General features: G+C 39.9%; 22 protein-coding genes and 1 pseudogene. 20 read left to right on the forward strand and 3 right to left on the reverse strand.

Annotated features, from left to right (window positions below; genetic code table 11):
* Positions 1–47: 47 nt before the first annotated feature.
* Positions 48–2,291: a tetratricopeptide repeat protein gene (locus tag BN3261_RS15385; protein WP_005428247.1), complete on the reverse strand. Its 2,244-nt coding sequence runs from the start codon at positions 2,289–2,291 to the stop codon at positions 48–50.
* Between the two features lie 343 nt (positions 2,292–2,634).
* Between BN3261_RS15385 and BN3261_RS15390 the strand changes: the two genes are divergently transcribed.
* From BN3261_RS15390 to BN3261_RS15415, 6 genes are all read left to right on the forward strand, one after another.
* Positions 2,635–2,802 (forward strand): hypothetical protein, encoded by a 168-nt coding sequence (locus BN3261_RS15390; RefSeq protein WP_009245398.1) that lies wholly within the window; start codon positions 2,635–2,637, stop codon positions 2,800–2,802.
* 76 nt (positions 2,803–2,878) lie between these two features.
* Entirely contained in the window at positions 2,879–4,468 is a 1,590-nt protein-coding gene (locus tag BN3261_RS15395; RefSeq protein ID WP_009245397.1) for a recombinase family protein, read from the forward strand.
* Positions 4,465–6,057, forward strand: a complete 1,593-nt coding sequence (locus BN3261_RS15400) for a recombinase family protein (protein ID WP_005428244.1) — start codon at positions 4,465–4,467, stop codon at positions 6,055–6,057. Before BN3261_RS15395 ends, BN3261_RS15400 begins: the two co-directional genes overlap by 4 nt.
* Before the next feature lie 107 nt (positions 6,058–6,164).
* On the forward strand, positions 6,165–7,016 hold the full coding sequence (locus BN3261_RS15405; RefSeq protein ID WP_235812396.1) for a S8 family serine peptidase: 852 nt from the start codon (positions 6,165–6,167) through the stop codon (positions 7,014–7,016).
* A 146-nt stretch (positions 7,017–7,162) separates the two neighbouring features.
* Positions 7,163–7,399, forward strand: a complete 237-nt coding sequence (locus tag BN3261_RS15410) for a helix-turn-helix domain-containing protein (RefSeq protein ID WP_059086711.1) — start codon at positions 7,163–7,165, stop codon at positions 7,397–7,399.
* 1 nt (position 7,400) lies between these two features.
* Positions 7,401–8,036: a hypothetical protein gene (locus tag BN3261_RS15415; protein ID WP_059086712.1), complete on the forward strand. Its 636-nt coding sequence runs from the start codon at positions 7,401–7,403 to the stop codon at positions 8,034–8,036.
* 521 nt (positions 8,037–8,557) lie between these two features.
* Here the strand turns inward: BN3261_RS15415 and BN3261_RS18425 are convergent.
* Positions 8,558–8,752, reverse strand: a pseudogene (locus BN3261_RS18425) (IS256 family transposase); the annotation flags it as partial.
* Between BN3261_RS18425 and BN3261_RS18025 the strand changes: the two are divergent.
* From BN3261_RS18025 to udk, 14 genes are all read left to right on the forward strand, one after another.
* Entirely contained in the window at positions 8,730–9,014 is a 285-nt protein-coding gene (locus BN3261_RS18025; protein WP_235812397.1) for a serine integrase family protein, read from the forward strand. The pseudogene BN3261_RS18425 and the gene BN3261_RS18025 sit on opposite strands and share 23 nt — an antisense overlap.
* Before the next feature lie 27 nt (positions 9,015–9,041).
* Positions 9,042–9,470 carry a recombinase family protein gene (locus BN3261_RS18030; protein WP_235812398.1) on the forward strand — a complete coding sequence of 143 codons (429 nt, stop codon included), beginning with the start codon at positions 9,042–9,044 and terminating at the stop codon, positions 9,468–9,470.
* On the forward strand, positions 9,471–10,070 hold the full coding sequence (locus BN3261_RS18035; protein ID WP_235812399.1) for a recombinase zinc ribbon domain-containing protein: 600 nt from the start codon (positions 9,471–9,473) through the stop codon (positions 10,068–10,070).
* 73 nt (positions 10,071–10,143) lie between these two features.
* Positions 10,144–11,487, forward strand: coding sequence for an AAA family ATPase (locus BN3261_RS15425; protein WP_059086713.1), 1,344 nt, complete (start codon positions 10,144–10,146; stop codon positions 11,485–11,487).
* 10 nt (positions 11,488–11,497) lie between these two features.
* Positions 11,498–12,142 (forward strand): hypothetical protein, encoded by a 645-nt coding sequence (locus tag BN3261_RS15430; RefSeq protein WP_059086714.1) that lies wholly within the window; start codon positions 11,498–11,500, stop codon positions 12,140–12,142.
* Between the two features lie 351 nt (positions 12,143–12,493).
* Positions 12,494–13,348 (forward strand): DUF4428 domain-containing protein, encoded by an 855-nt coding sequence (locus BN3261_RS15435; RefSeq protein ID WP_059086715.1) that lies wholly within the window; start codon positions 12,494–12,496, stop codon positions 13,346–13,348.
* A gap of 146 nt (positions 13,349–13,494) precedes the next feature.
* Positions 13,495–15,162, forward strand: coding sequence for a histidine kinase N-terminal 7TM domain-containing protein (locus BN3261_RS15440; RefSeq protein ID WP_059086716.1), 1,668 nt, complete (start codon positions 13,495–13,497; stop codon positions 15,160–15,162).
* Entirely contained in the window at positions 15,159–16,502 is a 1,344-nt protein-coding gene (locus tag BN3261_RS15445) for an ATP-binding protein (protein ID WP_235812400.1), read from the forward strand. The genes BN3261_RS15440 and BN3261_RS15445 overlap by 4 nt, the downstream gene beginning before the upstream one ends.
* Positions 16,450–17,076 (forward strand): response regulator transcription factor, encoded by a 627-nt coding sequence (locus BN3261_RS15450; RefSeq protein WP_022426201.1) that lies wholly within the window; start codon positions 16,450–16,452, stop codon positions 17,074–17,076. Before BN3261_RS15445 ends, BN3261_RS15450 begins: the two co-directional genes overlap by 53 nt.
* A gap of 111 nt (positions 17,077–17,187) precedes the next feature.
* Positions 17,188–17,712, forward strand: coding sequence for a hypothetical protein (locus tag BN3261_RS15455; protein WP_022426202.1), 525 nt, complete (start codon positions 17,188–17,190; stop codon positions 17,710–17,712).
* Between the two features lie 419 nt (positions 17,713–18,131).
* The gene (rsxC, locus tag BN3261_RS15460) at positions 18,132–20,096 is read left to right on the forward strand and encodes an electron transport complex subunit RsxC (protein WP_092069875.1); all 1,965 of its coding nucleotides are present in this window, start codon (positions 18,132–18,134) and stop codon (positions 20,094–20,096) included.
* 1 nt (position 20,097) lies between these two features.
* Positions 20,098–20,718: a methylenetetrahydrofolate reductase C-terminal domain-containing protein gene (locus BN3261_RS15465; RefSeq protein ID WP_021976351.1), complete on the forward strand. Its 621-nt coding sequence runs from the start codon at positions 20,098–20,100 to the stop codon at positions 20,716–20,718.
* A 124-nt stretch (positions 20,719–20,842) separates the two neighbouring features.
* Positions 20,843–21,721, forward strand: a complete 879-nt coding sequence (locus BN3261_RS15470) for a methylenetetrahydrofolate reductase (RefSeq protein WP_015526188.1) — start codon at positions 20,843–20,845, stop codon at positions 21,719–21,721.
* 175 nt (positions 21,722–21,896) lie between these two features.
* Positions 21,897–22,517, forward strand: a complete 621-nt coding sequence (udk, locus tag BN3261_RS15475) for a uridine kinase (RefSeq protein ID WP_015526187.1) — start codon at positions 21,897–21,899, stop codon at positions 22,515–22,517.
* Positions 22,518–22,627: 110 nt separating this feature from the next.
* On the opposite strand, the gene BN3261_RS15480 is transcribed toward udk, so the two are convergent.
* A complete protein-coding gene (locus BN3261_RS15480) occupies positions 22,628–23,761 on the reverse strand; it encodes an ROK family transcriptional regulator (protein ID WP_059086717.1) in 1,134 nt (377 codons plus the stop codon).
* Between the last annotated feature and the right edge of the window lie 81 nt (positions 23,762–23,842).

Genomic DNA, 23,842 nt, shown 5'->3' on the forward strand with positions numbered 1-23,842 from the left:
GTTTACATTATTGAGGCAATATATTTTACAAGTGTTTGTAGGAACCGTTAGTGCTTGGTGAGAAGAATACTTTTTGCCAGAGCAATTCCAGCTTGTGGATACAATTCTTGAATTGCTTGATATTTTTCTTCAATCAATTCGGGTTCGTCTGCCCATATATCCTCATAAATTTTCAAGGCTTTTTTAAAATGGGTTTTCGCTTGCGAAATATTTGCAGTGATCAGGCAGATACTTCCAAGGGATTCCTGTACCTGGGCATAATCCAAACAGTGGTTTGAATTATATTCTTTGATAATCTGTGCTAATTTCTGAAGAGCAGACAGGGCAAGGTCAGGTTCTTGTATTTCAATTAAGAGGACAGCATAATTATTAATCTGAGGAATACTGTCATTAGTATAAAGAAGCTGGTATTGTTGTAAAAGAGAGATACCCATTTTCATGTGCCTTTTAGCGAGATCAAGTTGTCCGTTGATTCGGTAAAGCCCTCCAAGATTGGAATGGAGGTTGGAAACCAGGTGGGCATTTTCTTTTGTGGTTTCTTTTATTTGAGCAAGTGCTTCTTTTTCTAATTTTATCGCTTTTTCTGTTTTGGGTTCCAGAGTTGCCTGATAATCCAATAGTAAGGCACGGTCAGATGCAGTCCCGTAAGTATTTGCTTTTATAAAATGCTGTAGTTCCTGGATGATTTTTTTCATACCCTTTTGATAGTGGTACTTCTCCATATATGGAAAAACATCTTCTAAAAATAACAGGTATTGGGGAATATCGTCCTTTTCAATGAAAAGCATGATGTTTTCTACTGTTTGAAATAATTTTTTATAATAGCTAACTTCAATGCCATGCATCAAACATATTTTTTGCAGAGAATCCAATAACGTGTGGCAGCTTGTAACAGAAGGTGCGGTCTCGGAAACTGCAATTTCCTGAATCATTGGATGCAGAGAAATAGTATGCCGGAGACTTGACTGTACAAAACCTGTCTCGATCAGATCATTCACGTCATTTAAAGTAGGCAGCTCCAGCCATTTGGAAAATATACGGGCAGAAATACCAGATGAAGGCATAAAACACATATTGCACATAATATCCTGCTGTTTCCGTGATAAGGAGTATAACGAAAACAGGGTATGGATATGGTTGTAATAGGTGGCTTTTTTGCTCTGACCATCTTTCATTACTTTAATCTTATCTTCATTATGAAGAGAAGCCTTTTCCTCTTGAAGTTTTATCAATAATTGCTCTGGAGTTAAAATTCCATTTTCCAGAAGTTTGGCTGCCAGTTCGACAGCAAAAGTATGGTAGTGTACAGTTTCTATGATTTTTTCTACGATTGCCCGGTTTTCCTCTGCTTCTGAATAAAATACAGATGTCAGTTGAAAAAGAGTGGGTATATCTTTCAGTTCTTTTAATTGAAAACTACAGTATTCAGACAGTTGGCTTCTGGTTGTAAATAAAACCCGGCAACGGTATTTTAATACGACTGACAGGCAACTGTCCTGTGTGGATGTGACATTAAAATTGTCTATGATCAGCAGTGTATCAGATTTCAAAGAGCGTAAGAAACGGTTATGTCTTTGAAAACGTTCCTGCTCACTGATTTCTGGTGGATCATCAATAAAATCCATGTCTACAATATCTTGATATAGATTACCGGTGTATTCCATATAGAGAATATTGGTGTACTGTTTTCTGTATTGCTTTGCATAGGCTTTAGCAAGCTCGCTTTTTCCAATTCCGGCAATTCCATAAAGAAATATATGTCGGTTCTCTTCAAACAAAGTATGGAGTTCATCCAGTTCTTCTTCTCTTCCTAGAAAATGACGGCATGGTTTTGGGACTTCGCTGTCCATAATGTAATCCAGAACAATCGGAGATAGAACACCTCCTGCAATCAGTTTTTGATTTCTTGTATCACGTTTAATAAATTGCCGTTCCATACCAAAAGAAAGTACTTTTGCTAAAAACAACAGCCTTGAATCAGAAGGTTTATATAGAGATACAAGTTCCTGCTTTTTTGTATCCGAAATCGTATCGTCCTGTATGAATAACGTGTAAATGTCCTGTATAACCATGTTGCAGTCTGCCATTAAGGGAAGTAAGTTCCGCTGAATGGTTGTTGCCAGTTTTTTCTGATTGCTGGGTTTTGCATAATATGAGGTTATTTTGGGACTGATTTTTGCTTGTCCGGTTATCCAGCGGCAAATTAGACCATTATCCATAGAAAAATCTTCATTTATCGGATCATTCATAAAATCTTCAAATAATTCGTATAAAAAATCAGGTTGGTTCATCTGATTGCTTTCACTGATTTGATTTTTTAGGCATGTGCTAATAGAAGAAAAATCACATCGTTCCAACAGAAATCCCTCCTTTGGTTTTCGTGTTTTATATTCTTAAAGTCTTTTTATTATAACACGAACAAATGTTCCGGACAATAGGAATTGATACTGTATAGGAAGAAAATGAATCTTAAAAACTCAATCTGCGGTCAATTTCAATTCAATGTGATTGGTGCAGAATAATTTTAGAATGTAATCAGGCTTTCGAAAGCCGAATTCAATTCATACAGAACTTTTGTACAATCCTGCCGGCATAGGATGTAGAGAGAACTGTATGCTGAAGGAGGCATATAGCATGAATACGTTATTTGATTCTGTAGAAGTTCTGGATACAAAAAAAGAAATCCAAAAAGAGAATGTAAGCTATGAACATGCAGGATATCAGATTCGAGTGCATTTTAATGGGGAAAAGACATTGATCCAGTGCATTCAGAATCTTACTGAACGAAAAATTGCAGGTTGATTTTCTTAAGTTCTTGTTGTAAAATAAAGACAATTAAAGACAATGACTACGCAAGACCGATGAAAAGAGGGATAGAATGTATCAGGCAGGAATTTATTGCCGAATTTCCATTGAAGAGCAAAATAAAGAGGGTGAATACAGCAATAGTATTCACTCTCAGATTCAGATGGCAAGAGATTATATTGCAGAGAATAAAGATATTGCAGAGAAAAAAGTTTATGTAGACGATGGGGCTTCTGGAAGTAATTTTGAAAGAACTGAATTTCGGAGGATGCTGGCAGATATTGAGCTTGGTGTTATCAATATGGTGATTTTTAAGGACGTATCTCGACTTGGAAGAGAACATATTGATACCAACTATTATCTAGGCAAATATTTCCCGGAGAAACAGATTCGGATTGTTTCGATTCTGGATAATTATGATTCAGCCGTTGGAACTTATGATGAAATGTTAGAAATAAAAACTTTGCTGAATGATATGTATTTGAGAGATACATCCAGAAAGATTAAGACAACGATTCAGACCAAAAGAAGTATGGGCGAATATACTCCGAAACAGCCCCCCTTTGGATATGTGAAAAGTAAAACAATTCATAATCATCTGGAAATTGATCCTTATGCAGCCGAGGTTGTTCGAAGAATTTACAGAATGTATCAAAATGGATTTGGCTGTACGGTTATTTGCAGGACTTTGAATGAAGATGAAATCCCTTGTCCCGCAAAATATAAAAAGGAAGTTTTAAAAACCAATTATGTATGGGATTCGGGAAAAGGTCTGTGGACATCGTCTACTGTAAGTGGAATTTTAAAGAATCCGGTCTATACTGGGGCGGTTGTGATTCGGAAACATGAAAGACCGTCTTATAAGCTGAAATACAAAAAGGCAATTCCCCTGGAAGAAATGGAGCTGGTGCCGGATGCACATGAGGCAATCATTTCTAAAGAAGAGTTTGATAGGGTTCAGCAAATAAGAAAGGGGCGCAGAGTTTCCTATTTTGATAAAAACAATGAACCACATAAATATGTGGGACTGCTCTTTTGTGGGAAATGTAAAACAGCCATGCGAAAACGTTATCTGGCATCTCATAAAGACTATGACGGATATATGTGTGGTTTTCATCAGAAGCAGGGGCAGAATTACTGTGAGCTGAATCATATTACATTTGAAAAGCTGGATGAACTGGTTGTATTTGCAATCAACCAGCAATTGAAACAGATGAAGATGGATATGAAGAATCTGGAAACTCAGATCAGACAGAAACAGCCGGAACTGGATGGTAAAATTGCAAAATTGCAGGCAAAAATAGAAAGAAATCTGGAATACCGGAAACGAGCATATGAACAGTTTATGGATGAAGTACTTTCCAAAGAGGAATATCTGGAATTAAAACAGATGTATGAAACAGAGAATCAGAAATATCAAAAAGAATTATCAGAACTGAACCATGAAGAGCAAAGGCAGCGGGCGGCGGTCAATGAAACAAAGATATGGTTGGAGCACTTTAATCGCAGAAGAATAACGGTAAAGCAGCTTACCAGAGAAGCGCTTGTGGAGTTAGTTGATAAAATTTATGTATATCCAGAGCAGAAAATAGATATATATTTTAAGTTTGCTTCAGTAGAGAGTTCACCAGATAGAATACTTGAGAAAGATGGGGTGATATGATGTATCAGATGGGTGTATATTGTCGTCTGTCGAAGGATGATGGAGAGAATAAAGTTAGTGAGAGTATTGAAAATCAGATGAAACTGATTCGTGAGTATGTGACTAAATCAGAGGATCTGGAAATCGCAGATATTTATATTGATGACGGTTATTCGGGGCTTTATTTTGCGAATAGACCGGAATTTCAGCGGATGATGGAGGATATCTACAAAGGGAAAATTCAAGGCGTTATTACGAAAGATATTTCCCGGCTTGGGCGTGAACATATTGAAACCAGTAACTATATTGAGCGTGTTTTTCCATCTTTGGGTGTGCGTTATATTGCAATTTTGGATGGCGTGGATTCTGTTCATCACAGTAATGAAGAATTGGCACAGTTTAAGACGTTGTTTAATGATATGTATAGTCGTGATATATCTAAGAAAATCAGAGGTGCATTGACCGCCCAGAAGAAACGGGGACAGTTTATGTCTGGGTTTGCCCCATATGGATATGTAAAAGATCCGGCAGATAAGCATCATTTTCTTGTAGATGAAGAAGCAGCTAAAGTGGTACGGAGAATCTTTTATATGAGTTTGGAAGGATATTCCAGGGATGGTATTGCAAAGAAACTGAATCAGGAAGGAATTCTGACACCGTCAGAGTATAAGAGAAAGGTGCAGGGATTGAAATATGCCAATGCATTAGAAAAAGCGGGTGCAAAGGGCTGGGCATATCCTACGATCAATGTAATTTTGCGAAACAGAGTTTATACAGGGGCTATGGTACAGCATAAATCAGAAAAGATATCCTATAAAGTGGAAAAGTATCAATATATTCCAGAGGAACAGCAGTATATTGTGGAAGGAATGCACGAAGCAATTATTAGCAAAGATACTTTTGAGCAGGTACAGGAACTTATGAAGAAAAGAACACGGACACCGGGATTTAATAGCGAAGTGAGAAAGGTAAATCCATACGCAGGAATTATTGTTTGTGGAGATTGCGGATATAATTTCCAGAGGGTTACTTGTCGGGACGGTTATGAGTGCGGTACCTATCACAAAAAAGGAAACACAGTTTGTTATTCTCATTTCATTAAAAAAGAAGTATTGGATTCTATTGTAAAAAATGAAATCCAAAGACAAGCGGAACTGGCACTGAAAGAAAGTGATAAGGATGAAATATTAAAAGTAGCAGATAGGAAGAAGGAGGTGCAGAGACGATGTGCAGAAGCAGACCAGCAGATTGAACGGTTACAAAAAGAACTTGCGGCTGTCCAAAAGTATAAAAAGAAAACTTACGAAAATTATGTAGATGGTGTTCTGGATAAAGAAGAATATCTCTCCTATAAGGCAGAATATGAAAAGCAGGATAAAGATATCAGGGCGAAGATTCAGTTGGCAGAACAAGAGAAAGACAGCTTTGGAGAGGCAGAAGAATCTTATGAAAACTGGATAGAGAAATTTATCAAGTATGGAACATTATCCGAAGTGACAAGAGAAATTGTGACAGAATTGATTGAAAAAATTGTTGTGAATGGAGATAAGAGCATTGATATTGTATTTAAGTATCAGTCGCCTTATCCGGTAGAAAAACAGGCAGTGTAAAGACTGCAAATTTTTTTACAGTAATTTTCCCCTAGTTATAATGAACACACAGAGGGGATTCTCTTCTGGAAAACTATATTGATACAGTTGCGGCCATGGGGCGGACTGTGATCGTTACAGGAACCGGAAATAACGGCAGCCAGCCCTGGCATGCAGGAGGAATCCTGCAGCAGGGGAAAACAGAAGAGATCCAGTTGGCGGTGGGAGCTTTTGAGCCCACATTAAATGTACAGTTATGGAAGGATTATGAAGATGAGATGGAAATTTATCTGGAAAGTCCGTCCGGAGAACGGATCGGTCCATTATATGAAAGGCTGGGTCCACAGCGGCATCTGCTGGAAAATACAGAGCTTTTGATCTATTATGGAAAACCCGGTCCCTATCAGCTGTCCCAGGAAATCTACATAGATTTCATTCCTGAGGGTAATTATGTGGACAGCGGTGTCTGGAAAGTTCTTTTAAGTGGAAAACGTGTGCGCTCCGGGCAGTATTTCCTCTGGCTGCCGGGTGGAAATGTACTGAATCGCGGAACCGGGTTTTATTCTCCGCGGGCTGTGGGAACTTTGACGATTCCTTCCACTGCCGGAAAAGTTATTTCTGTTGGAGCTTATGATTCCAGACAGAATGCCTACGCAGATTTTTCCGGAAGGGGAAGTCAGTTCTTGCCGATCCGGAAGCCTGATCTCGCAGCTCCCGGTGTATCCATCTCCGCCCCGGTTCCCGGCGGAGGCTACGCCACTGTCACCGGAACCTCCTTTGCGGCACCCTTTGTCAGCGGAAGCGCAGCTCTGCTTATGGAATGGGGGATCGTGAAAGGAAATGATCCGTTTCTTTATGGGGAAAAGGTGAAGGCATATCTGAGGAAAGGCGCACAGAGTGTGGGCGGATATGAGGAATATCCGAATGTGGAGGTGGGATGGGGGATTTTATGTACAGCCAAAAGTCTCCCTCATATGTGAAAGTTAAATGTTGTGGTAGAGAGTGGAGCGAAGTTTATATTAAAACTCCTAAACAAATGTTAGACTTAGAAGTAAACTTGTACTTGAATTAGTTTAAACGTTCGTTATAATTAAAATTAGATAATAAAAACGTAAGGAGAAGACTAATGATAGCAGATGAAATGAAAGTCGATAAAGTTCAAACAGGAAAGAGAATTAAAAAGTTAATGGACGAAAAAGGAGATACGGTATTGACTTTATCTCAAATAACAGGGCTATCAAAAAGTGCGATTCGAAATTATATAAATGGGAAAAATCCACCAAGCTTGCAAAATTTAGGGGTTATAGCAGATATTTACAGTGTAAATATCTCTGAAATTGTTGTTTACAGGAAGGAAAAATAAGATGGAAGAATCACAGCAAATGATGATAAAAGAAGGTATTATAGAATATATGAAAACTAAAGTAGGGGTGGAAAGAACTGTTGATGAAATAAAATTATATGTAGAGCAACATAAGGTGAGAATAGATAAAGGTTCAAGTGCGCTTAGAAATGCATTATTTAGCTTAAAGAAGGAAAATCCTGCTTTAATTAATGTGAGAAGGGGCGTATATATATGGAAAGAAGAGAATGTGAAAGAAAAGGATAATACTGTTTCAAAATATGATTTTTCTGATTTTATCACTATTTCAAATTTAAGAAAGCGAGAAAATAATTTGGTGATAAGTATTTTTCAAGATGGTACATTTTCGTTGAATTCAAGTTTATTGCAGTATTTACCTGAAAGAAAAGTTGAAATTAAATTGAAACAAGACTGTTCACAATTAGCAATTATCAAAAAAGGAAATATGAAGATAGATTTGGGGAAAAATGGAAGAATAAAAAATTATGACATTATAAAAAGATTAGAAAAACAGAAGAAGAAATTTCCGATATACTATGTTGGAAGTTGGGATGAACAAGAGGAAATATGGATTGGGAATCTTACCACTAATAACCCCAATAAAAGAAATGTTCGTAGAAAGAAAAATATTAAATAATCAGCGCATTGAGTCTGAAAGTAGTTTATGGGTTATCTCAGTAGATTGAAAAAAAGTATGTGATGTTATGGCAATAAGATTAGTAGAATATTTGAGAAGTCTGGTACGAGAGCTTGCAAAATTGCCGGATGAGACTGAGTGGGTAGAATTTAAATGTAATAACAAGCAGCCACAAATGATAGGTGAATATATTTCAGCTCTTAGTAATGTAGCTGCGTTGTGAACAGAGTTTGTCAAGTAAAGTGTGTAAATTTATATTTTTTGGCGGTCATTTTTTGACCGCTATTTTGCATCTACTAATCAAAAGGAAGTTCCTCACCATTGCGATAAGCTTTATATAGAAGCAACATATCGTGCTCTTTGAGATACTGATAGCAGGTAAGAAGTTCATTCATGAGCGTTATCCATTGTTATTTCACCTGAATTATGTTCCTGTTCTTCAAAATAGTCATAATATTTACTCATAAAAATCCTTCTGAATTCCATTAGAAATTTTCGTATTTCAGTATCCGTGCTTGAATTTAATCGTCCATGGAGAGCTGGTTTCTTACTATAGCCCAATTCGAAACTAATCGACCATTTCGCTTTTTGTAAAGCTCCGTAATTCGCAAATATAATGCTTTCATTACCGAATCCTAATTTTGGAAAGAGCCTTTCTTGGTTACTTTCCGAAAACTGGAGTTGATCGATTCTATGGCGTTTGTGCAGTGTATTGTGGTAAAAGATTTTAGAAATTATATTGATATGGGAACTTATCTGGAACAGATTTTTCCATTTCTTGGAGTACGATTCATTTCTATTTCAGACCAATATGATTCTAAAGATTATAAAGGAAAGAGTTCGGACAGCGAAGTACAGTTTAAAGGACTGATTGCAGATTTTTATGTGAAAGACCAGTCCGTAAAGGTAAAAGCGGCAGTCAGCACTAGACGTGGAAAAGGCGAGGATTGCTGTGGTTCTGCACCTTATGGGTATTGAATTAATCTTGAAAATAAGAAAGAACTGGTGATTGTAGAGGACGAAGCGAAAGTAATCTGCAGAGTATTTGAACTGACCAACCAGCGGTATTCCAAGATGGAAATTTGCAAGTTATTCAATGAAGAGGGGGTACTGACTCCCTTGCAGTCCATGAGTAGACGACAGAAATCAGACAGCAAGAAAGCTACATCAAGAGGATTACAGTGGACGAGTGATATGATACGGAAGATTGTAGATGATAAGACTTATATAGGCTGTATGGTCTATGGAAAGACCAAGATTCCAAATCCCGGAACAGGGAAAGAAGTAGCAGTGCCGAGAAATCAGTGGAAAGTGATGGAAAATCACCATGAGCCGATCGTATCAAAAGAAGTTTTTGAAAAAGCACAGTCCCTGCAGATCAGATACACAAAGAAAAGTAAATTTGACAGGGAAACAACACTGTTAGGTGGCTAGGTGAAGTGTGGAAATTGTCGCAGAAGTCTGACTTCAAGCAGTCCGGTTCATGGTCATATCCTTTATAGCTGCGCTTACAGTAAAGGAAAAGAAGATACAGGATGTTTTGCCGGAAAAGCGGATAACAAAATGCTGGAGCATATTGTGCTGGCAGAAATTAAGGCATATTTACGTCAGAATATCAGCCAAGAACAGATGCAGCAATCTATGAGAAAACAGCATACGGACAGCATAGAAGTCTATAAGACGGAAAGTGCAGATTGTGAAAAGTGTCAGGAGCAGATAAAGATTCAGAACCGTCAGAACTATGAGAAGTATCACGAAGGACAGATGAACCAGAACCAGTTTATGGAAGTCAAGAAGCAGTTGGAAGAAGAAAGAGAACGACTGCAGAAACGTGTACAGGAACTGGAAGAACTGATAAATGGTGAGAAAGAAATCCTGATGAAAAAGAATGTTCCAGTGGAGCAGATGTTGAAGTATTTAGGCTATGAAAAGCTGACACGAGAAATGTTGGAAGAATATGTGCAGGGAATATATGTGTATGATGATGGGAGAGTGGAGGTGAAGTGGAAATTTAGTAAAGATATTGCAAAGTAGTAGTAGTATTTATTATAATGAAGGAAATGATTAGGTTTGTTGAAAGAGTATATGTAGAAGGTATAGGTGGAATATGCAAAAAATAGAAATTAAATATTTGGGACCAGTACAAGAACTGGAAATGGATATCAAAGATTTTAATTTACTTATAGGTGAACAAGCTACAGGAAAAAGTACTGTGGCAAAAGCTATATATTTTTTTAGAATCATAAAATCTACTTTGACGGACTATTTGTGTCAAGTGTACGATACAGCATTATACAATGGCAATGATGTTAGTGATGGGTTTAATAAAGTGTTAAAGAAAGAGTTAAAATCAATTTTCATTTCTTTATTTGGATATAGTTGGGATTTAGATAAACGATTATATTTAAAATATGAATATGCATCGGGGATATGGCTTGATGTAAAATTGAATAAAAACGGAAAACGAAAATATATAAGTGTTCGTTATTCGCCTAAATTAACACAAACGCTAAAAGACTTAGAAAAAGAAGCATTAGAACTTTTCGAGCAAAAGCCAGAAACCACAACTATTAGTTTGGCATATGCAAGTAAGGAAAGACTTCGCAATTATGATAATTTTAAAAACAGTGTAAATAAGATTTTTGATGATTATAAAGAAACCTACTATATCCCTGCTGGACGTAGTATGCTGACTTTATTAGTCAACAATAGATCGTTATTAGAAAATGATAATTTGGATTTGATAACAAGGCAATTTATGCAGGTTATTGATAATATTCATAGAGTTTTTGAGGATGGAATTAGAAATGTTCATAAACGCTATCCTGACGGCGAACGAAGATTTGATGTAACTAAAACTGCGGAAATGTTAATTTCAGATTTGAAAGGCGATTATCTTTATAATGCAGGAAAAGAATATATTGTTGTTGAGGATGAAGAGGAACATAGTGAAAAAATACCAATTAATTTCGCATCATCTGGTCAGCAAGAGGTTTTATGGTTACTTAATCAACTGTATATTTTAATGTTAAAAAAGGAAAAAGCATTTGTAATTATTGAAGAACCAGAAGCACATTTGTATCCAAGCTTACAAAGTAAGGTAGTGGAATTTATTTCATATTTTGCGAATATTAACAATAGCTCAATCTTGATTACAACACACAGTCCGTATATTTTAACATCGGTCAACACGTTGTATTGTGCTGGGAAGGTGATTGAGAAGAATTCTACGTATTCAAAAAAAGTATATGACATAATTGATAGTAATTGTGAGATTGATCCACAAAAAGTTACAGCATTAAAAATCAATAAAGATAAAAGTATTTTAAACTTAATTAATGAGGAACTTCAAGAATTAAATACGGAAATGATTGATGAAATTTCTGACAGCGTAAATGAAAAATATATGGAATTATATTATTTGCTAATGTCAGAAAATGATGTGCTGTAAGGAGAAGCAAATGGCGAAAAAAAATAAAGGAAAAAATAAAGGAAAAAATAAATACAAGGAAAATAAGAAAAAGGAGCCAAATAAATTAGCATTAGGAAAATATACGGATAATTTTGAGTGCTTAAAAAATGGAGAAAAAAGAACTCTAAAAGATTCAAAGTCTGATAAAAATTCAATTATGCCAATAGAGGTTTGTGATGAAGAAGTATATTTGACAGAGCCAGATGGAAAATTGATACCTAATATACAAGATCAACAAAAGTGTGATTTTTTAATATATTGTCAAAAGGTATTGCAAACATGTTTTATAGAACTTAAAGGTGCAAATATATCTGTTAAAGAGGGCTATAATCCGTATGACCAAATTATTGACACAATTAAGTTCTTGAAGAAAGATGATGACTTAAAAGTGATAGTTGCGAATAATATTGAAAAGCATGCTTTTATTGTTTCTCCTGGACGACAAAAAATACCTAAAGGTATAGAAACAAAAGAAAGAGCATTATGGCAGCAGCTTATACAAAGTGGAGACAATAAAAGAAAAATACTGGAGCTTATTCATTATGTTAAGGTAACAAAGTCCGATAGATATAGTAATAATGGGCAAATAATTTGTTCGCCTAAATCACCGGTACAAATACCTTTTCAGAATTAGGAATAATTCTAGCAATGACGTTACATCCTCCCCACCTACTTTGTGACAATTATATAACGTCCTCTATACAGAAATATGCGGTTTTAAGCCATTTTCGTGGCAAAAAAGCCGCATATTTTTTGTAGCAATGACTTGACATCCTCGGGACGGTTGTGTCTGGCAGAGAGTATCCCATACGGCATATCCTGAACATATAGAAACGGACAGGATTTTCAGATACGAGCCTTATGATCCTGACATTGATATGAAGATGAATTCAGTTACTGTCAGAGATGCTAGTGCAAATGGCGAAGCATTCACGCATAATGTAGATAAACAAAAACACAAATATAAAAAGAAGGAGGATTGGGTATGGGATTATTTGATAAGAAGATCTGTGATATCTGCGGAGAGAAAATAGGTTTATTAGGCAACAGAAAACTGGATGACGGAAATCTGTGTAAGGATTGTGCAAAAAAATTGTCACCATGGTTTGAAGACCGGCGGCACAGTACGGTAGAGGATATAAAACGTCAACTGGAATATCGTGAAAAAAACAAAAAAGCCGTAATGGATTTTTGTATAACACGTCAGATCAATACCAGAAATTACAATGTTTTTATTGATGACAATAAGGGGAATTTTACTGTTGCACGGAAGCTGGATGTCAATGAAAATCCGGATATAGTTCCTTTATCCGCTGTTGTGCAGTGCAGAGTTGATGTAGAGCGACAGCAGAACGAGGAAACATATACAACAAAGGATGGAGAAACCGTAAGCTATCAGCCACCGGTATATAAGTATGAATTTGATTATACTATGCGTATTAAGGTAAAAAATCCATGGTTTGATGATATGGATTTTCGTTTGAATACTTTTTCCATAAGCAGCGATAACAGAGGTGAATTGATGGAAGTGGAGCAGACAGGTCATCAGATCATAGCCGCCCTGACACCAAATGCGGCTGGAATGCAGCAGCCTGGGATGAACATGAACAGCGGAATGCAGCAGTCCGGGATGTACATGAACAATGGAATGCAGCAGTCCGGAATGAACATGAACAATGGAATGCAGCAGCCCGGGATGTACATGAACAGCGGAATGCAGCAATCTGGAATGCAGATGAACAACGGAATGCAGCAGCCCGGCAGTTTATGGAAATGTCAGTGCGGTGCAGAGAATACCGGAAGGTTCTGCGAATACTGTGGCCAGCCAAGACCATTTTGAGTGATGATAGACAGAGTGGACAGAATTGTTCACTCTGTTTGTGATAACAGGGGTTGAGAATGGATGGTTTCTCTGAAAACTATATAATAAAAGAGAGTTTTATAGTATACTTATCACAGATGTGTATTAATGAGAGAGGAATTTTCATGACATACAATAAAAAAAGGGCACTGTCGTATGGAGGAATCCTGATAAGTGTATTTCTGGCGTATTTCTGCAGGCTGGGAAGACCGGAAAATGTTTTTATGAGAAATCTCGCAGATCAGTGTCGTAACTGTATTTATCTGGGAATGTATTGTGCCTGGGTGATTTATCTGGAAAAGCATGTAGTGCATAGAAAAACGCGCAGATGTCTGACTGCAATTGGCTGTCTGATGGTCTTCTGGTTTTTTGTACGGACAGTAAAATTTCATATTTTTCATGATCCGCTTGGAGAACATATCTGCTGGTATCTGTATTATATCCCGATGATCCTGATTCCGGTCCTTGGACTGGCAGCAGCGATGTTTCTAGGGGAAAAGGATGGAGAGAAAACAGTCAGAAAAATTATTGCCTTGCTTGCTTTTGCGGTGGTTTTGATCATCAGTGTTTTTACAAATGATCTGCATCAGCTGGTGTTTCGGTTTTCCGGGCGGCCGCCGCTTTCAGATAGAGATTACAGCTATGGTATTCTTTTTATAGTAATCCAGGGATGGATCATATTTTGCCTGATATGGATGGAAATCATGCTGATCAGAAAAAGCAGGATTCCGGGAAGAAAGCAATTTTGGCTGCCGGTTATTCCGGGAATATTGCTTCTGGGATGGAATATCGGGAATTTACTCCGTCTGCCTCTGATCAAAACAATTGCCGGAGATATGACAGCGGTATGCTGCCTTTTGATGGCGGCAATTTACCAGGGATGTATATTATGCGGCCTGATACAGACGAACAATCGATATTTTGAATTATTCCAGACCTCCGGAGGACTGGATGCAGAGATTACGGATGATTCCTTTCAGCGTTATTATCATTCCGGTGATTTTCCTGAGCTGTCACCGGAACTGCGTAAAATTGTAATAAACAGATCAGCTGTACAGGAACAGGGAATCCGGATCAACCATATTCCTATAAGAGGAGGACATTTGTTCTGGTCAGAAGATATTTCGGTGCTTCTGGATCAGTATCAGGATATCCGGGAACAGCAGGAGGAGCTGACTGCCAGAAATCGTCTGTTGCAGAAAACCTATCAGAAAGAAGCTGAGCGGAGAAAAACAGAAGAACAGAACCGACTGCTGAACATGATACAGAATCAGACAGCCGGGCAGCTGGAATTGCTGTCACAGCTGATGGATGAGCTGGAAAGAACGGAGTCAAGGGAACACTATGACCGGATCTTGGGAAAAATCGTGGTTGTTGGTACATATTTAAAAAGAAGAAAAAATCTGGTATTGACACAATATGCATCAGACGGAAATCTGCTTACAATGGAGGATCTCAGACAGAGTCTTGCGGAATCCTGTGACAGCTTAAAATTATGTAAGATCCGGGCAGCTTATTATGTCGAAAATGGTGAAGTGCAGCTGAATGCAGATGATATACTAAAATGCTATGATACCTTTGAATGGCTTGTGGAACGATTGTTTGATACAATGCAGTCTGTTTTTTACCGTGTGTCGCAGATCGATGATGCTTTGCGGATCTCGGTTCATATTGTAGCAGAAGCAGATCTTCGGGGATTAATGTCAGAAAGACCGGAATTAAATGTGCAGCAGGAAGATGAAAACGAATGGTTTATCGGATGTATCGTATTCAGAAAGAGAGGCGGAAGATGACTGATTTTGCGGAATGCAGTATGGCAATGCAGGATTTTTTGATGATCCTTCTTGAAATCTGCCTGATTCTGGAATTGATCCTTCTGTTGATCAGGATAACCTGTTTTTACGGGAAAAAGAAAATTATAACAGCAGTGACTGTTTTTGCAGTTTCTTTTATGCTTATGGGGTTCCTGATGAATGATCACAGATATTGCCAGGGGGAAAGCGCATATCAGCTAATGCTCCGGATGTGTCCGGTCAGTGTTTTGATGGCAGCGATGGTGGTATTGTTGCTTTATCTTTGCTGGGCAATCTGGAGAGAGAGACGCAGATATCACCATTCTCTGTCTTACTGGTCTGTGAATGAAGCTGTTGATGATGTTCCTTGTGGGGTGTGTTTTTCGGATCCTCTTGGAAGGATCGTTTTATGCAACACCAAGATGCATGAACTGAGCAGGATAATGATAGGCTCCTATCTGCAGGATTATGAGGCATTGCGGAAAGTAATAAATGGAGGATCCGAAGCAGAGGGACTTCGCAGATTAAACAGTGACAGTAATGTATTTTATTTTCCGGATGATTCCGTCTGGATGTTTCAGGAATATCGTCTGCAGGAGCCGGATTGTGCAGGATATCTGCAGACAGTGGCAGTTAATGTATCAGAAATTTATTACAATGGTGAAAAGATCAGAGCAAATAATGAAAAGCTGGAAATCCTGAATCATAAGCTAGAGGAAATGTATGAAAAAATCGGAGATAAAATAAGAGAGCAGGAGACACTTGCCATGAAAATGCAGGTTCATGACAATTTTGGCCGAAGCCTTCTGTCAATACGCAGGATATTGGAAAGAAAAGAAAATCAGGATAAAATGGATGAACAGCTATCTGCATTAAAGCATCTGGTCTATATTCTTACAGATTCTTCTGTTGAGAATATGGAAGAATTATGCGCGGATACGATCAGGCATGCAGAAGAACTTGGAATTTATGTTCAGATCAGCGGGGATTTCCCTCAGCATCCCTCCTACAGGCTGCTGACAGACAGAGCGATCCGTGAATGTGTGACAAATTGTGCCAGACATGCCCATGGAAGTACAGTTCTGGTGAAGATAGAAAAAGGTGCAAATGAATACAGCATCCGGATAACGAATGATGGAGATGCACCTGAAAAAAATGCAGAAGAAGGTGGTGGTCTGTCTGCACTGAGAAAAGCTGCGGAGTCGGAGAAATGTATTATGCAGGTTTCTTTTTCGCCGGAGTTTTGTCTGGTGTTGAAAATGCCACTGACAGAAAGGATGGGAGTCTATGGTACGGATACTGATAGTAGAAGATCAGAGGATCATGCAGAAGTATTTTGAAAGTATTATCATGCGGGAACCGGAATTCCGACATGTCCAGACAGTTTCGGATGCCTGTGAAGCTGTAAAGATCTGCTCTTACTCGGCAATTGATCTTGTGCTTATGGATGTGCAGACATTTCATAATCATGATGGGCTGAGTGCCGGAAAGATCATCAGGGAAAAATATCCATATACAAAGGTATTGGTTGTTACTTCGCTGATCGATCCCAAGGTGCTGGAAAGAGCAAAGAGCGGATGTGCAGACAGTCTATGGTATAAGGATCACGGTGAAGAGGAAATACGGAGTGTGATCTACAGAACGTTAAATGGGGAGCATGTATTTCCGGATGTGGCACCGGAGGTGGAACTTAACTGGATCACAAGCGGTGATATCAGTCCCAGACAGCTGGAGATGCTGCGCCTGTATATTCACGGGATGTCATATTCCGAGATCGCAAGGAAAATGGACTGTTCTGCTTCTGGGGTGAGATGGAATTTTCAGGAAATGATCGCCAAGGCGGGATACAGCTGCAAAGAGGATCTGATAGCAGCTGCACTGGAAAGTAAACTGATCGTAACCACACTGAAATAGAAGATCCACAGAATGCAGAAACATATTCGGACAGAGGGAGTTTGGCGTGAGCTGACGGAGCATTCACAAATATAGCATAAGATTTTGAATAATAGGAAAGAGGAAATAGACATGAGCGATTTTTTGACAGAAAAAAATAAAAAAACAGGAATACTTGGGAAACTGAAATGGGTTCTTTGTGGCTTTTTTATACTTTTTTCCCTGGGAGCTATTGGCGCATCGGAGAAGTATATTGGTGAAGGGCGCTGGGGAATGGCAGCAACAGAGATCATACTTGGATTGCTGTTTCTGTATCCAACCTTCCGGGAAATTCAAAAAGCATTAAAGAAGAAAAAAGCTGGAGAAATTGCCTGCTGGTTTGAATCCTATGCCCAGAATACTGTCTCATTTGAAAAGTTTGAGCAGGAACTGGGAAAAGGTGCAGTGAAAAAGCTGGAAAAATTTATTGCGGGGGGATATATCCGGAATATCCAGATAGACAGAGAAGGAAATTATATTATGATCACTGCACCGAACAGACGCGTAAATGAGAAGATCTATATTACAGTTACCTGCCCCAGCTGCGGTGCAAAGAATCAGGTAATAAAAGGTCGTCTGAGCACCTGTGAATATTGCGGACAGCGTCTTACCCCATGACAAAAGACACCTTTCGGATCTGCCCTGTTAAAGATAAAATCCTTGTGCAATATGCTCAATGCATAAAAAGGATATTTTATAAACAAAATTATATAAGTTGCATATAACTAACGCATGCAGCATAACAGAAGTTGTACAAATATCCGTACATCCATAGACGATTGGGATGAAATCATAGAATAAATTTATAAAAATAGCTAATAAAACTGGATAATATGTTCAAATTATGGTACATTTATTGTAGCGGTCAGAGGAAATACTGCGGCCTTTTTTGGGACCGGGATTTTCGAAGGGCTGAACAAATAACAAAGAACTTATTTATTTGGTTTTATTGTTTCTTTCCTGGGAGTGCAGAGAAGGAGGGAACGGATAAGAGCAGATAATCATAAGGATATAATCTTTATAAGGAAGGTGAGCAATTGGAAAACTATACTAAGTACAAGCTGAAAAGCAGTGATGAGCTTGCATCAGTGCTGAACGGCAGGGACAATCTGTTTGTAATCGCCTGTAACAAGTGTTTCAAGGAATTTGAGACCGTTGACGAACCGGATTGCGAGGAATTCCTGAAATTTGCTGCGGAGCAGGGAAAAACCGTCACAGGCAGTGCGAAATTCGATTTTCTGTGCAACAAGATGCACACAGAAAGAAAATTACAGGATCTGCTGCCGGAAGGTACAGAGAATGTAGTTGTGATCTCCTGTGGTCTTGGTATCCAGACTGTTGCAGATCTGACCGGTAAGCCGGTGATCGCAGCAAGTAATACCCTTAACTACAGAGGCCATCACGGCATGGCACTTACCAAAAAGAGCTGTGATGCATGTGCACAGTGCTATCTGAACATTACCGGAGGCGTCTGTCCTATCGTCGACTGTTCCAAGAGTCTTGTGAATGGACAGTGCGGCGGAGCAAAGAACGGGAAATGTGAAGTGGATCCTAACAAGGACTGCGCATGGGAGAAGATCTACCAGAGACTGGCAAAACAGGGTCGTCTGGAAGAGTTCCTGAATCAGCCGGTACAGGTACGTGATTACTCCAAGGTTAACTTTAAGGTGATCAATGATTACGTGAAGTCTATCAGAGAGGACAGACTGAATGGATACTATGGTGGCGTTCATCCGTCAGAGCATAAGGAATTCAGCGAGCATATCGATCTGAAGAAATTCCCGGATCCGAAGACGGTTGTGATCTCCATGTCCCAGCATCTTGGTGCACCTGCCAACCCGATCGTGGAAGTAGGCGACACAGTAAAGGTTGGACAGAAGATCGGAGAAGCTGCCGGATTTATCAGCGCACCGGTACATTCTAGTGTAAGCGGAACCGTAGTTGCTGTTGAGCCACGTATGCATGGTACAAGAGGCAGTGAGGTGATGGCAGTTGTCATCGAATCCGACGGAAAAAATACTCTGCACGAATCCGTACAGCCACATAAAGCCCTGGACGAACTTACACCGGATGAGATCATTGAGATCGTAAAAGAAGCCGGAATCGTTGGTATGGGTGGTGCAGGTTTCCCGACCTGTGTCAAGCTGAAACCTGCAAAACCGGTTGATACCATCCTTCTCAACGGATGTGAGTGTGAGCCATATTTAACAGCAGACCATAAGGTTCTCCTTGAGTTTGCTGATGATATTATTTTCGGTCTGAAAGCGATCCTTAAGACAACAGGTGCTGAGAAGGGCATCATTGTCATCGAGGATAACAAGCAGGATGCGATCGAATTAATGCAGGAAAAAGTTGCCGATATCGGAAATATGGAAGTTTTTGTTGCAAGAACCAAATACCCGCAGGGTGCTGAGAAAACTCTCATCAAGCGTGTCATGGGCAGAAAGGTTCCAAGCGGCGGCCTTCCGGCAGATGTTGGCGTTATCGTAGATAATATCAGTACTGTAAAAGCGATCTCCGATGCGATCCAGAAGGGTATGCCGCTGATCGAGCGTGTTGCAACCGTAACAGGCGAGAAGATTAAGAATCCTGGCAACTTTATCATCAAGATCGGTACCAGCGTAAAAGAGCTGATCGATTACTGCGGTGGATTTACAGATGACGATGTTCTGGTCAAGATGGGCGGACCTATGATGGGATTCCCTCTGAACACTCTGGAGGTACCTATGATGAAGGGCTCCAACGGTATCATCGCCATTGATACAGATGAGACCAAAGAGCAGCCATGTATCAAGTGCGGACGCTGTGTGGACGTATGTCCGATGGAACTTTCTCCTCTGTATTTCGTAAAATATGCGAAAGAAGAGAACTGGCAGGGCATGAAGGACATGAATGTCATGGACTGTGTTGAGTGCAGATGCTGTCAGTATATCTGTTCTTCCAAGATTCCGATCATTAACAGTATCAAAGCCGGAAAAAATGCAGTAAGGGGGATGAAGTGATATGTTGATTACCCAGTTAAAAGCAAAAGAAACTATCGTATCACTGGCAGCCGGAAAGAAAGTTTTTATCATCAACTGCCATGGATGCAAGGAAGTTCGTTTTCCGGAAAAAGAAGCTGTTGAACTTCAGAAGGAGCTTTCCGCTGAAGGAAATGTGACAGGGATCATGACAACGGATTATATCTGTAATCCGGAAAATATGCAGTTACGTCTTCAGAAACACATGGATAAGATCAGGGAAGCGGATCTGGTCCTGGTATTCTCCTGTGGTGTTGGTGTACAGACCATCGCAGAATATCTGGAAGACAAGATGGTATGCGCAGCCTGCGATACATACCCGGTACCTGGTTTCCAGGGTGTAACACCGTTAGAATATAAATGTGACCAGTGTGGTGAGTGTTATCTGAACCTTACCGGCGGGATCTGCCCGATCACAGCATGCTCCAAGAGTCTTGTCAACGGCCAGTGCGGCGGTTCCAAGAATGGTAAATGCGAAGTTGACAGTGACATGGAGTGTGGATGGGAGCGCATCTACAGACGTCTGAAAGAGATCGGACGCCTTGACGCACTGAAATGCCCGACACAGATCCATAATTTCGCTACAGATGATGAAGTGAAATAATAAGCAAAGATTTATTAAGAAGCCAAATTAAATTATGATACGGTTCACCGGAAATATTCCGCAATGTATGCAGCAGAGCAGGTGGACCGTACCCCAAATTTTAAATGATTGGAGCAAATATAATATGAAAATGAAAGAATTATTCGACCGTGGTGAATTTGTAGTTTCTGCAGAAGTAGGACCGCCAAAAGGGATCCATGTAGATGAACTGGTAGAAGAAGCCAAAACTTATCTCAAAGGCGTTCATGCAGTCAATGTAACAGATAACCAGTCTTCGGTTATGCGTCTTGGATCTCTTGCAATGTGTAAAGTTCTCAAAGACGCCGGAATGGATCCGATCTTCCAGCTTGCATGCCGTGACAGAAACCGTATCGCACTGGAGTCTGATCTTTTAAGTGCTGCTATGCTTGGTATTGAGAACATCCTCTGTCTGACAGGTGACCATACGAAGATGGGTGATCATCCGCAGGCAAAACCGGTATTCGATCTTGATTCTGTATCTCTTCTTCATACAGTACAGCTTCTCGAGTCCGGTGTAGATCTTGGAGGAAACCAGCTGGTTGGTGAGCCACCGAAATTCTCCAAGGGTGCCGTTGTATCTCCATGCAGCGATTCCGTTGACGCTCAGCTTGCAAAGATGGAAAGAAAGGTTGCTGCAGGTGCAGACTACTTCCAGACACAGGCTGTATTTGAGCCGGAGAAATTCATCAAATTTATGGAAAAAGCAAAACAGTTCGGAAAACCTGTACAGGTTGGTATCATCATTCCGAAATCTGCTGGAATGGCTAAGTTCATGAACAACAACGTAGCCGGCATCCATGTTCCGGATGAGATGATCGAGGAGCTGAAAGCAGACAAAGAGAAAACAAAAGCTGGTATCACTGGTGTTGAGATCGCTGCACGTATCATTAAAGAGTGCAAGCCATACTGCCAGGGTGTACATATCATGGCACTTGGATGGGAGTCCAAGATCCCGGCACTTCTGGAGCAGGCTGAGATCTGATCAGAACGATTGCTTTATAAAAAATAACCAGAAAAGCTGTCCGGAACCGGATGCAGGAGATGCACACCGACCGGGCAGCTTTTGTGTAAGAAAAAGCTTCTTTATACGGAAAAACTCTTCGGGAAGCCTGCGGGATCCACAGCGGAAGAATTCTAGCTTAAGAGGTAAAGAGACGATGGAAAGTATTATTATCGGGATCGCCGGAGGGTCAGGCTCCGGCAAATCTACATTTACAAACAGACTGAAGAAGCATTTCGGAGACGATGTGGTGGTGATCTATCATGATAATTACTACCGCAGACAGGACGGAATTCCTTTTGAAGAACGTGTGAAGGTGAATTACGATCACCCGGATTCACTGGAAACCGATCTTCTGGTAGAGCATCTCAAAGAACTCAAGGAGGGCAAAACCATCCAATGTCCGGTATACGATTACAGTCAGCACAACCGCTCCGACAAAGTGCTGAAAATCGAACCAAGACCGGTCATTCTGGTAGAGGGAATCCTGCTTCTTGCAGATCCGCGTATCCGAGATCTTCTGGATATCAAGGTTTATGTGGAAGCAGATGCAGATGAGAGGATCTTAAGACGGATCTCCAGAGATGTGGAGGAACGTGGACGGGATTTAAACGGAATCATCGATCAGTATCTTACCACAGTAAAACCGATGCATTATCTGTATGTGGAGTCTACACGGGCGAAAGCAGATATTGTGATCAACAGCGGTAAGAATAATGTGGCCTTTGATCTGTTTGTGTCAAAGATCGGGCAGCTTCTGAAAGAACTGAAAAAATAATAAGTAAAATAAAAAAGCATGTCATACTTTAGGACAGAGCGGATCAAGTTATATCCGTCTGGCTGTGTATGACATGCTTTTTTGAGCGGTTCAGGTGAAGCTGCCTGTATTCACACGCTCTGTATAAATTTTTCCACATAATATAAAGCTGCACCAATGGCAGGTGTATACTGCCCGTGGGTGCCGACCAGAATCTGATCTTTATCCAGGGTAAAGGGTGCGCCTGTGTTGATGTGTTCCAGCAGATAAGTGATGTCTTCTTCCGTAAAATAAGGTGCCAGATATCCGCTGATGATGATCGGCGCATCGATGATCAGGTTCAGGTTTTTCATGGCAAATGCCAGATGGTTCAGGTAATCTTCCCAGTGCTCAGCAAGCCGGGGAGATTTTTTTTCGCGGAGCAGCGGGAAAAATTCCTTCACAGGCATCCCGGCAGACTGTTCCAGAGCGTTGGCAGAGCAGTAGGTTTCCAGACAGCCATGGTTTCCGCAGTAACATAAAGGGCCGTCAGGATTGACGCACATATGCTCAAGGGTTCCGCTGTGCATGGAACTTCCCTGATGAATTTGATGATTGGTGATAATGGCACCGCCCAGGTTTCGGTTCAGAAGGAACACGACAGCACTGTCAAGCTCCGGGTGATTCCACAGCTCCAGAAAAGCAGCGGATTTGGAATCATGTTCCAGATGGCAGGGGTAAGGAAGATGCCGGGAAAAATCCTCCAGTTTCATTCCGGTATTGTTCATGATGTTTCCGTAGATCACAGTGGAATTATCCGGAGAAGTGATCCCCTGTGTGGCAATGGAAATACCCAGGATCTTTTCATTCGGATAGTGATTTTCTGCGATGAATTTTCGTACTTTATCGGTCAGCTGTCTGTAATATTCTTCTGTGTTGGAATAGGGAAGAGCAATGGTTTCTGTATAAAAGGCATTTCCATATAAGTCGATTGCTGTGATATGGAACATGTTTTTCAGGATCCCGATTCCAATGGAAATCCGGAAATCCGAGACGATCTGGATGGCCTGGGCCTTTCGACCACCTGTGGAATCAAAATATCCGTTTCTGTCAATAAGCCCTTCTTTTTCCAGCAGGTTCAGGTTCTGGCTTACGGTGGAAAGCCCCATCTGAAGATCCTGGACGATCTGCATTTTGGAAGTCTGGTGTGTTTTGTATATATATTGGTAAACCTTGGAGCGGTTTATTTTTTTTAAATTGATGGTGGTTAATCCTTTTTCACTCATGAGATTCTCCTGATAAAAGTAATTATAGATATGTTTAAGTCGTGACATGCTCCCACCACTTAAATCTTACGATTTTGAAGT

Origin of the sequence: Blautia massiliensis (ex Durand et al. 2017), assembly GCF_001487165.1 — a bacterium.
Classification (GTDB): domain Bacteria; phylum Bacillota; class Clostridia; order Lachnospirales; family Lachnospiraceae; genus Blautia_A; species Blautia_A fusiformis.

What these genes read in the sequence shown, in the direction of transcription:
- BN3261_RS15385 (WP_005428247.1), bottom strand. Translation starts at nt 2,291, where the DNA reads ATGAACCAACCTGATTTTTTATACGAATTATTTGAAGATTTTATGAAT.
- BN3261_RS15390 (WP_009245398.1), top strand. Translation starts at nt 2,635, where the DNA reads ATGAATACGTTATTTGATTCTGTAGAAGTTCTGGATACAAAAAAAGAA.
- BN3261_RS15395 (WP_009245397.1), top strand. Translation starts at nt 2,879, where the DNA reads ATGTATCAGGCAGGAATTTATTGCCGAATTTCCATTGAAGAGCAAAAT.
- BN3261_RS15400 (WP_005428244.1), top strand. Translation starts at nt 4,465, where the DNA reads ATGATGTATCAGATGGGTGTATATTGTCGTCTGTCGAAGGATGATGGA.
- BN3261_RS15410 (WP_059086711.1), top strand. Translation starts at nt 7,163, where the DNA reads ATGATAGCAGATGAAATGAAAGTCGATAAAGTTCAAACAGGAAAGAGA.
- BN3261_RS15415 (WP_059086712.1), top strand. Translation starts at nt 7,401, where the DNA reads ATGGAAGAATCACAGCAAATGATGATAAAAGAAGGTATTATAGAATAT.
- BN3261_RS18025 (WP_235812397.1), top strand. Translation starts at nt 8,730, where the DNA reads ATGGCGTTTGTGCAGTGTATTGTGGTAAAAGATTTTAGAAATTATATT.
- BN3261_RS15425 (WP_059086713.1), top strand. Translation starts at nt 10,144, where the DNA reads ATGCAAAAAATAGAAATTAAATATTTGGGACCAGTACAAGAACTGGAA.
- BN3261_RS15430 (WP_059086714.1), top strand. Translation starts at nt 11,498, where the DNA reads ATGGCGAAAAAAAATAAAGGAAAAAATAAAGGAAAAAATAAATACAAG.
- BN3261_RS15435 (WP_059086715.1), top strand. Translation starts at nt 12,494, where the DNA reads ATGGGATTATTTGATAAGAAGATCTGTGATATCTGCGGAGAGAAAATA.
- BN3261_RS15440 (WP_059086716.1), top strand. Translation starts at nt 13,495, where the DNA reads ATGACATACAATAAAAAAAGGGCACTGTCGTATGGAGGAATCCTGATA.
- BN3261_RS15445 (WP_235812400.1), top strand. Translation starts at nt 15,159, where the DNA reads ATGACTGATTTTGCGGAATGCAGTATGGCAATGCAGGATTTTTTGATG.
- BN3261_RS15450 (WP_022426201.1), top strand. Translation starts at nt 16,450, where the DNA reads ATGGTACGGATACTGATAGTAGAAGATCAGAGGATCATGCAGAAGTAT.
- BN3261_RS15455 (WP_022426202.1), top strand. Translation starts at nt 17,188, where the DNA reads ATGAGCGATTTTTTGACAGAAAAAAATAAAAAAACAGGAATACTTGGG.
- BN3261_RS15465 (WP_021976351.1), top strand. Translation starts at nt 20,098, where the DNA reads ATGTTGATTACCCAGTTAAAAGCAAAAGAAACTATCGTATCACTGGCA.
- BN3261_RS15470 (WP_015526188.1), top strand. Translation starts at nt 20,843, where the DNA reads ATGAAAATGAAAGAATTATTCGACCGTGGTGAATTTGTAGTTTCTGCA.
- udk (WP_015526187.1), top strand. Translation starts at nt 21,897, where the DNA reads ATGGAAAGTATTATTATCGGGATCGCCGGAGGGTCAGGCTCCGGCAAA.
- BN3261_RS15480 (WP_059086717.1), bottom strand. Translation starts at nt 23,761, where the DNA reads ATGAGTGAAAAAGGATTAACCACCATCAATTTAAAAAAAATAAACCGC.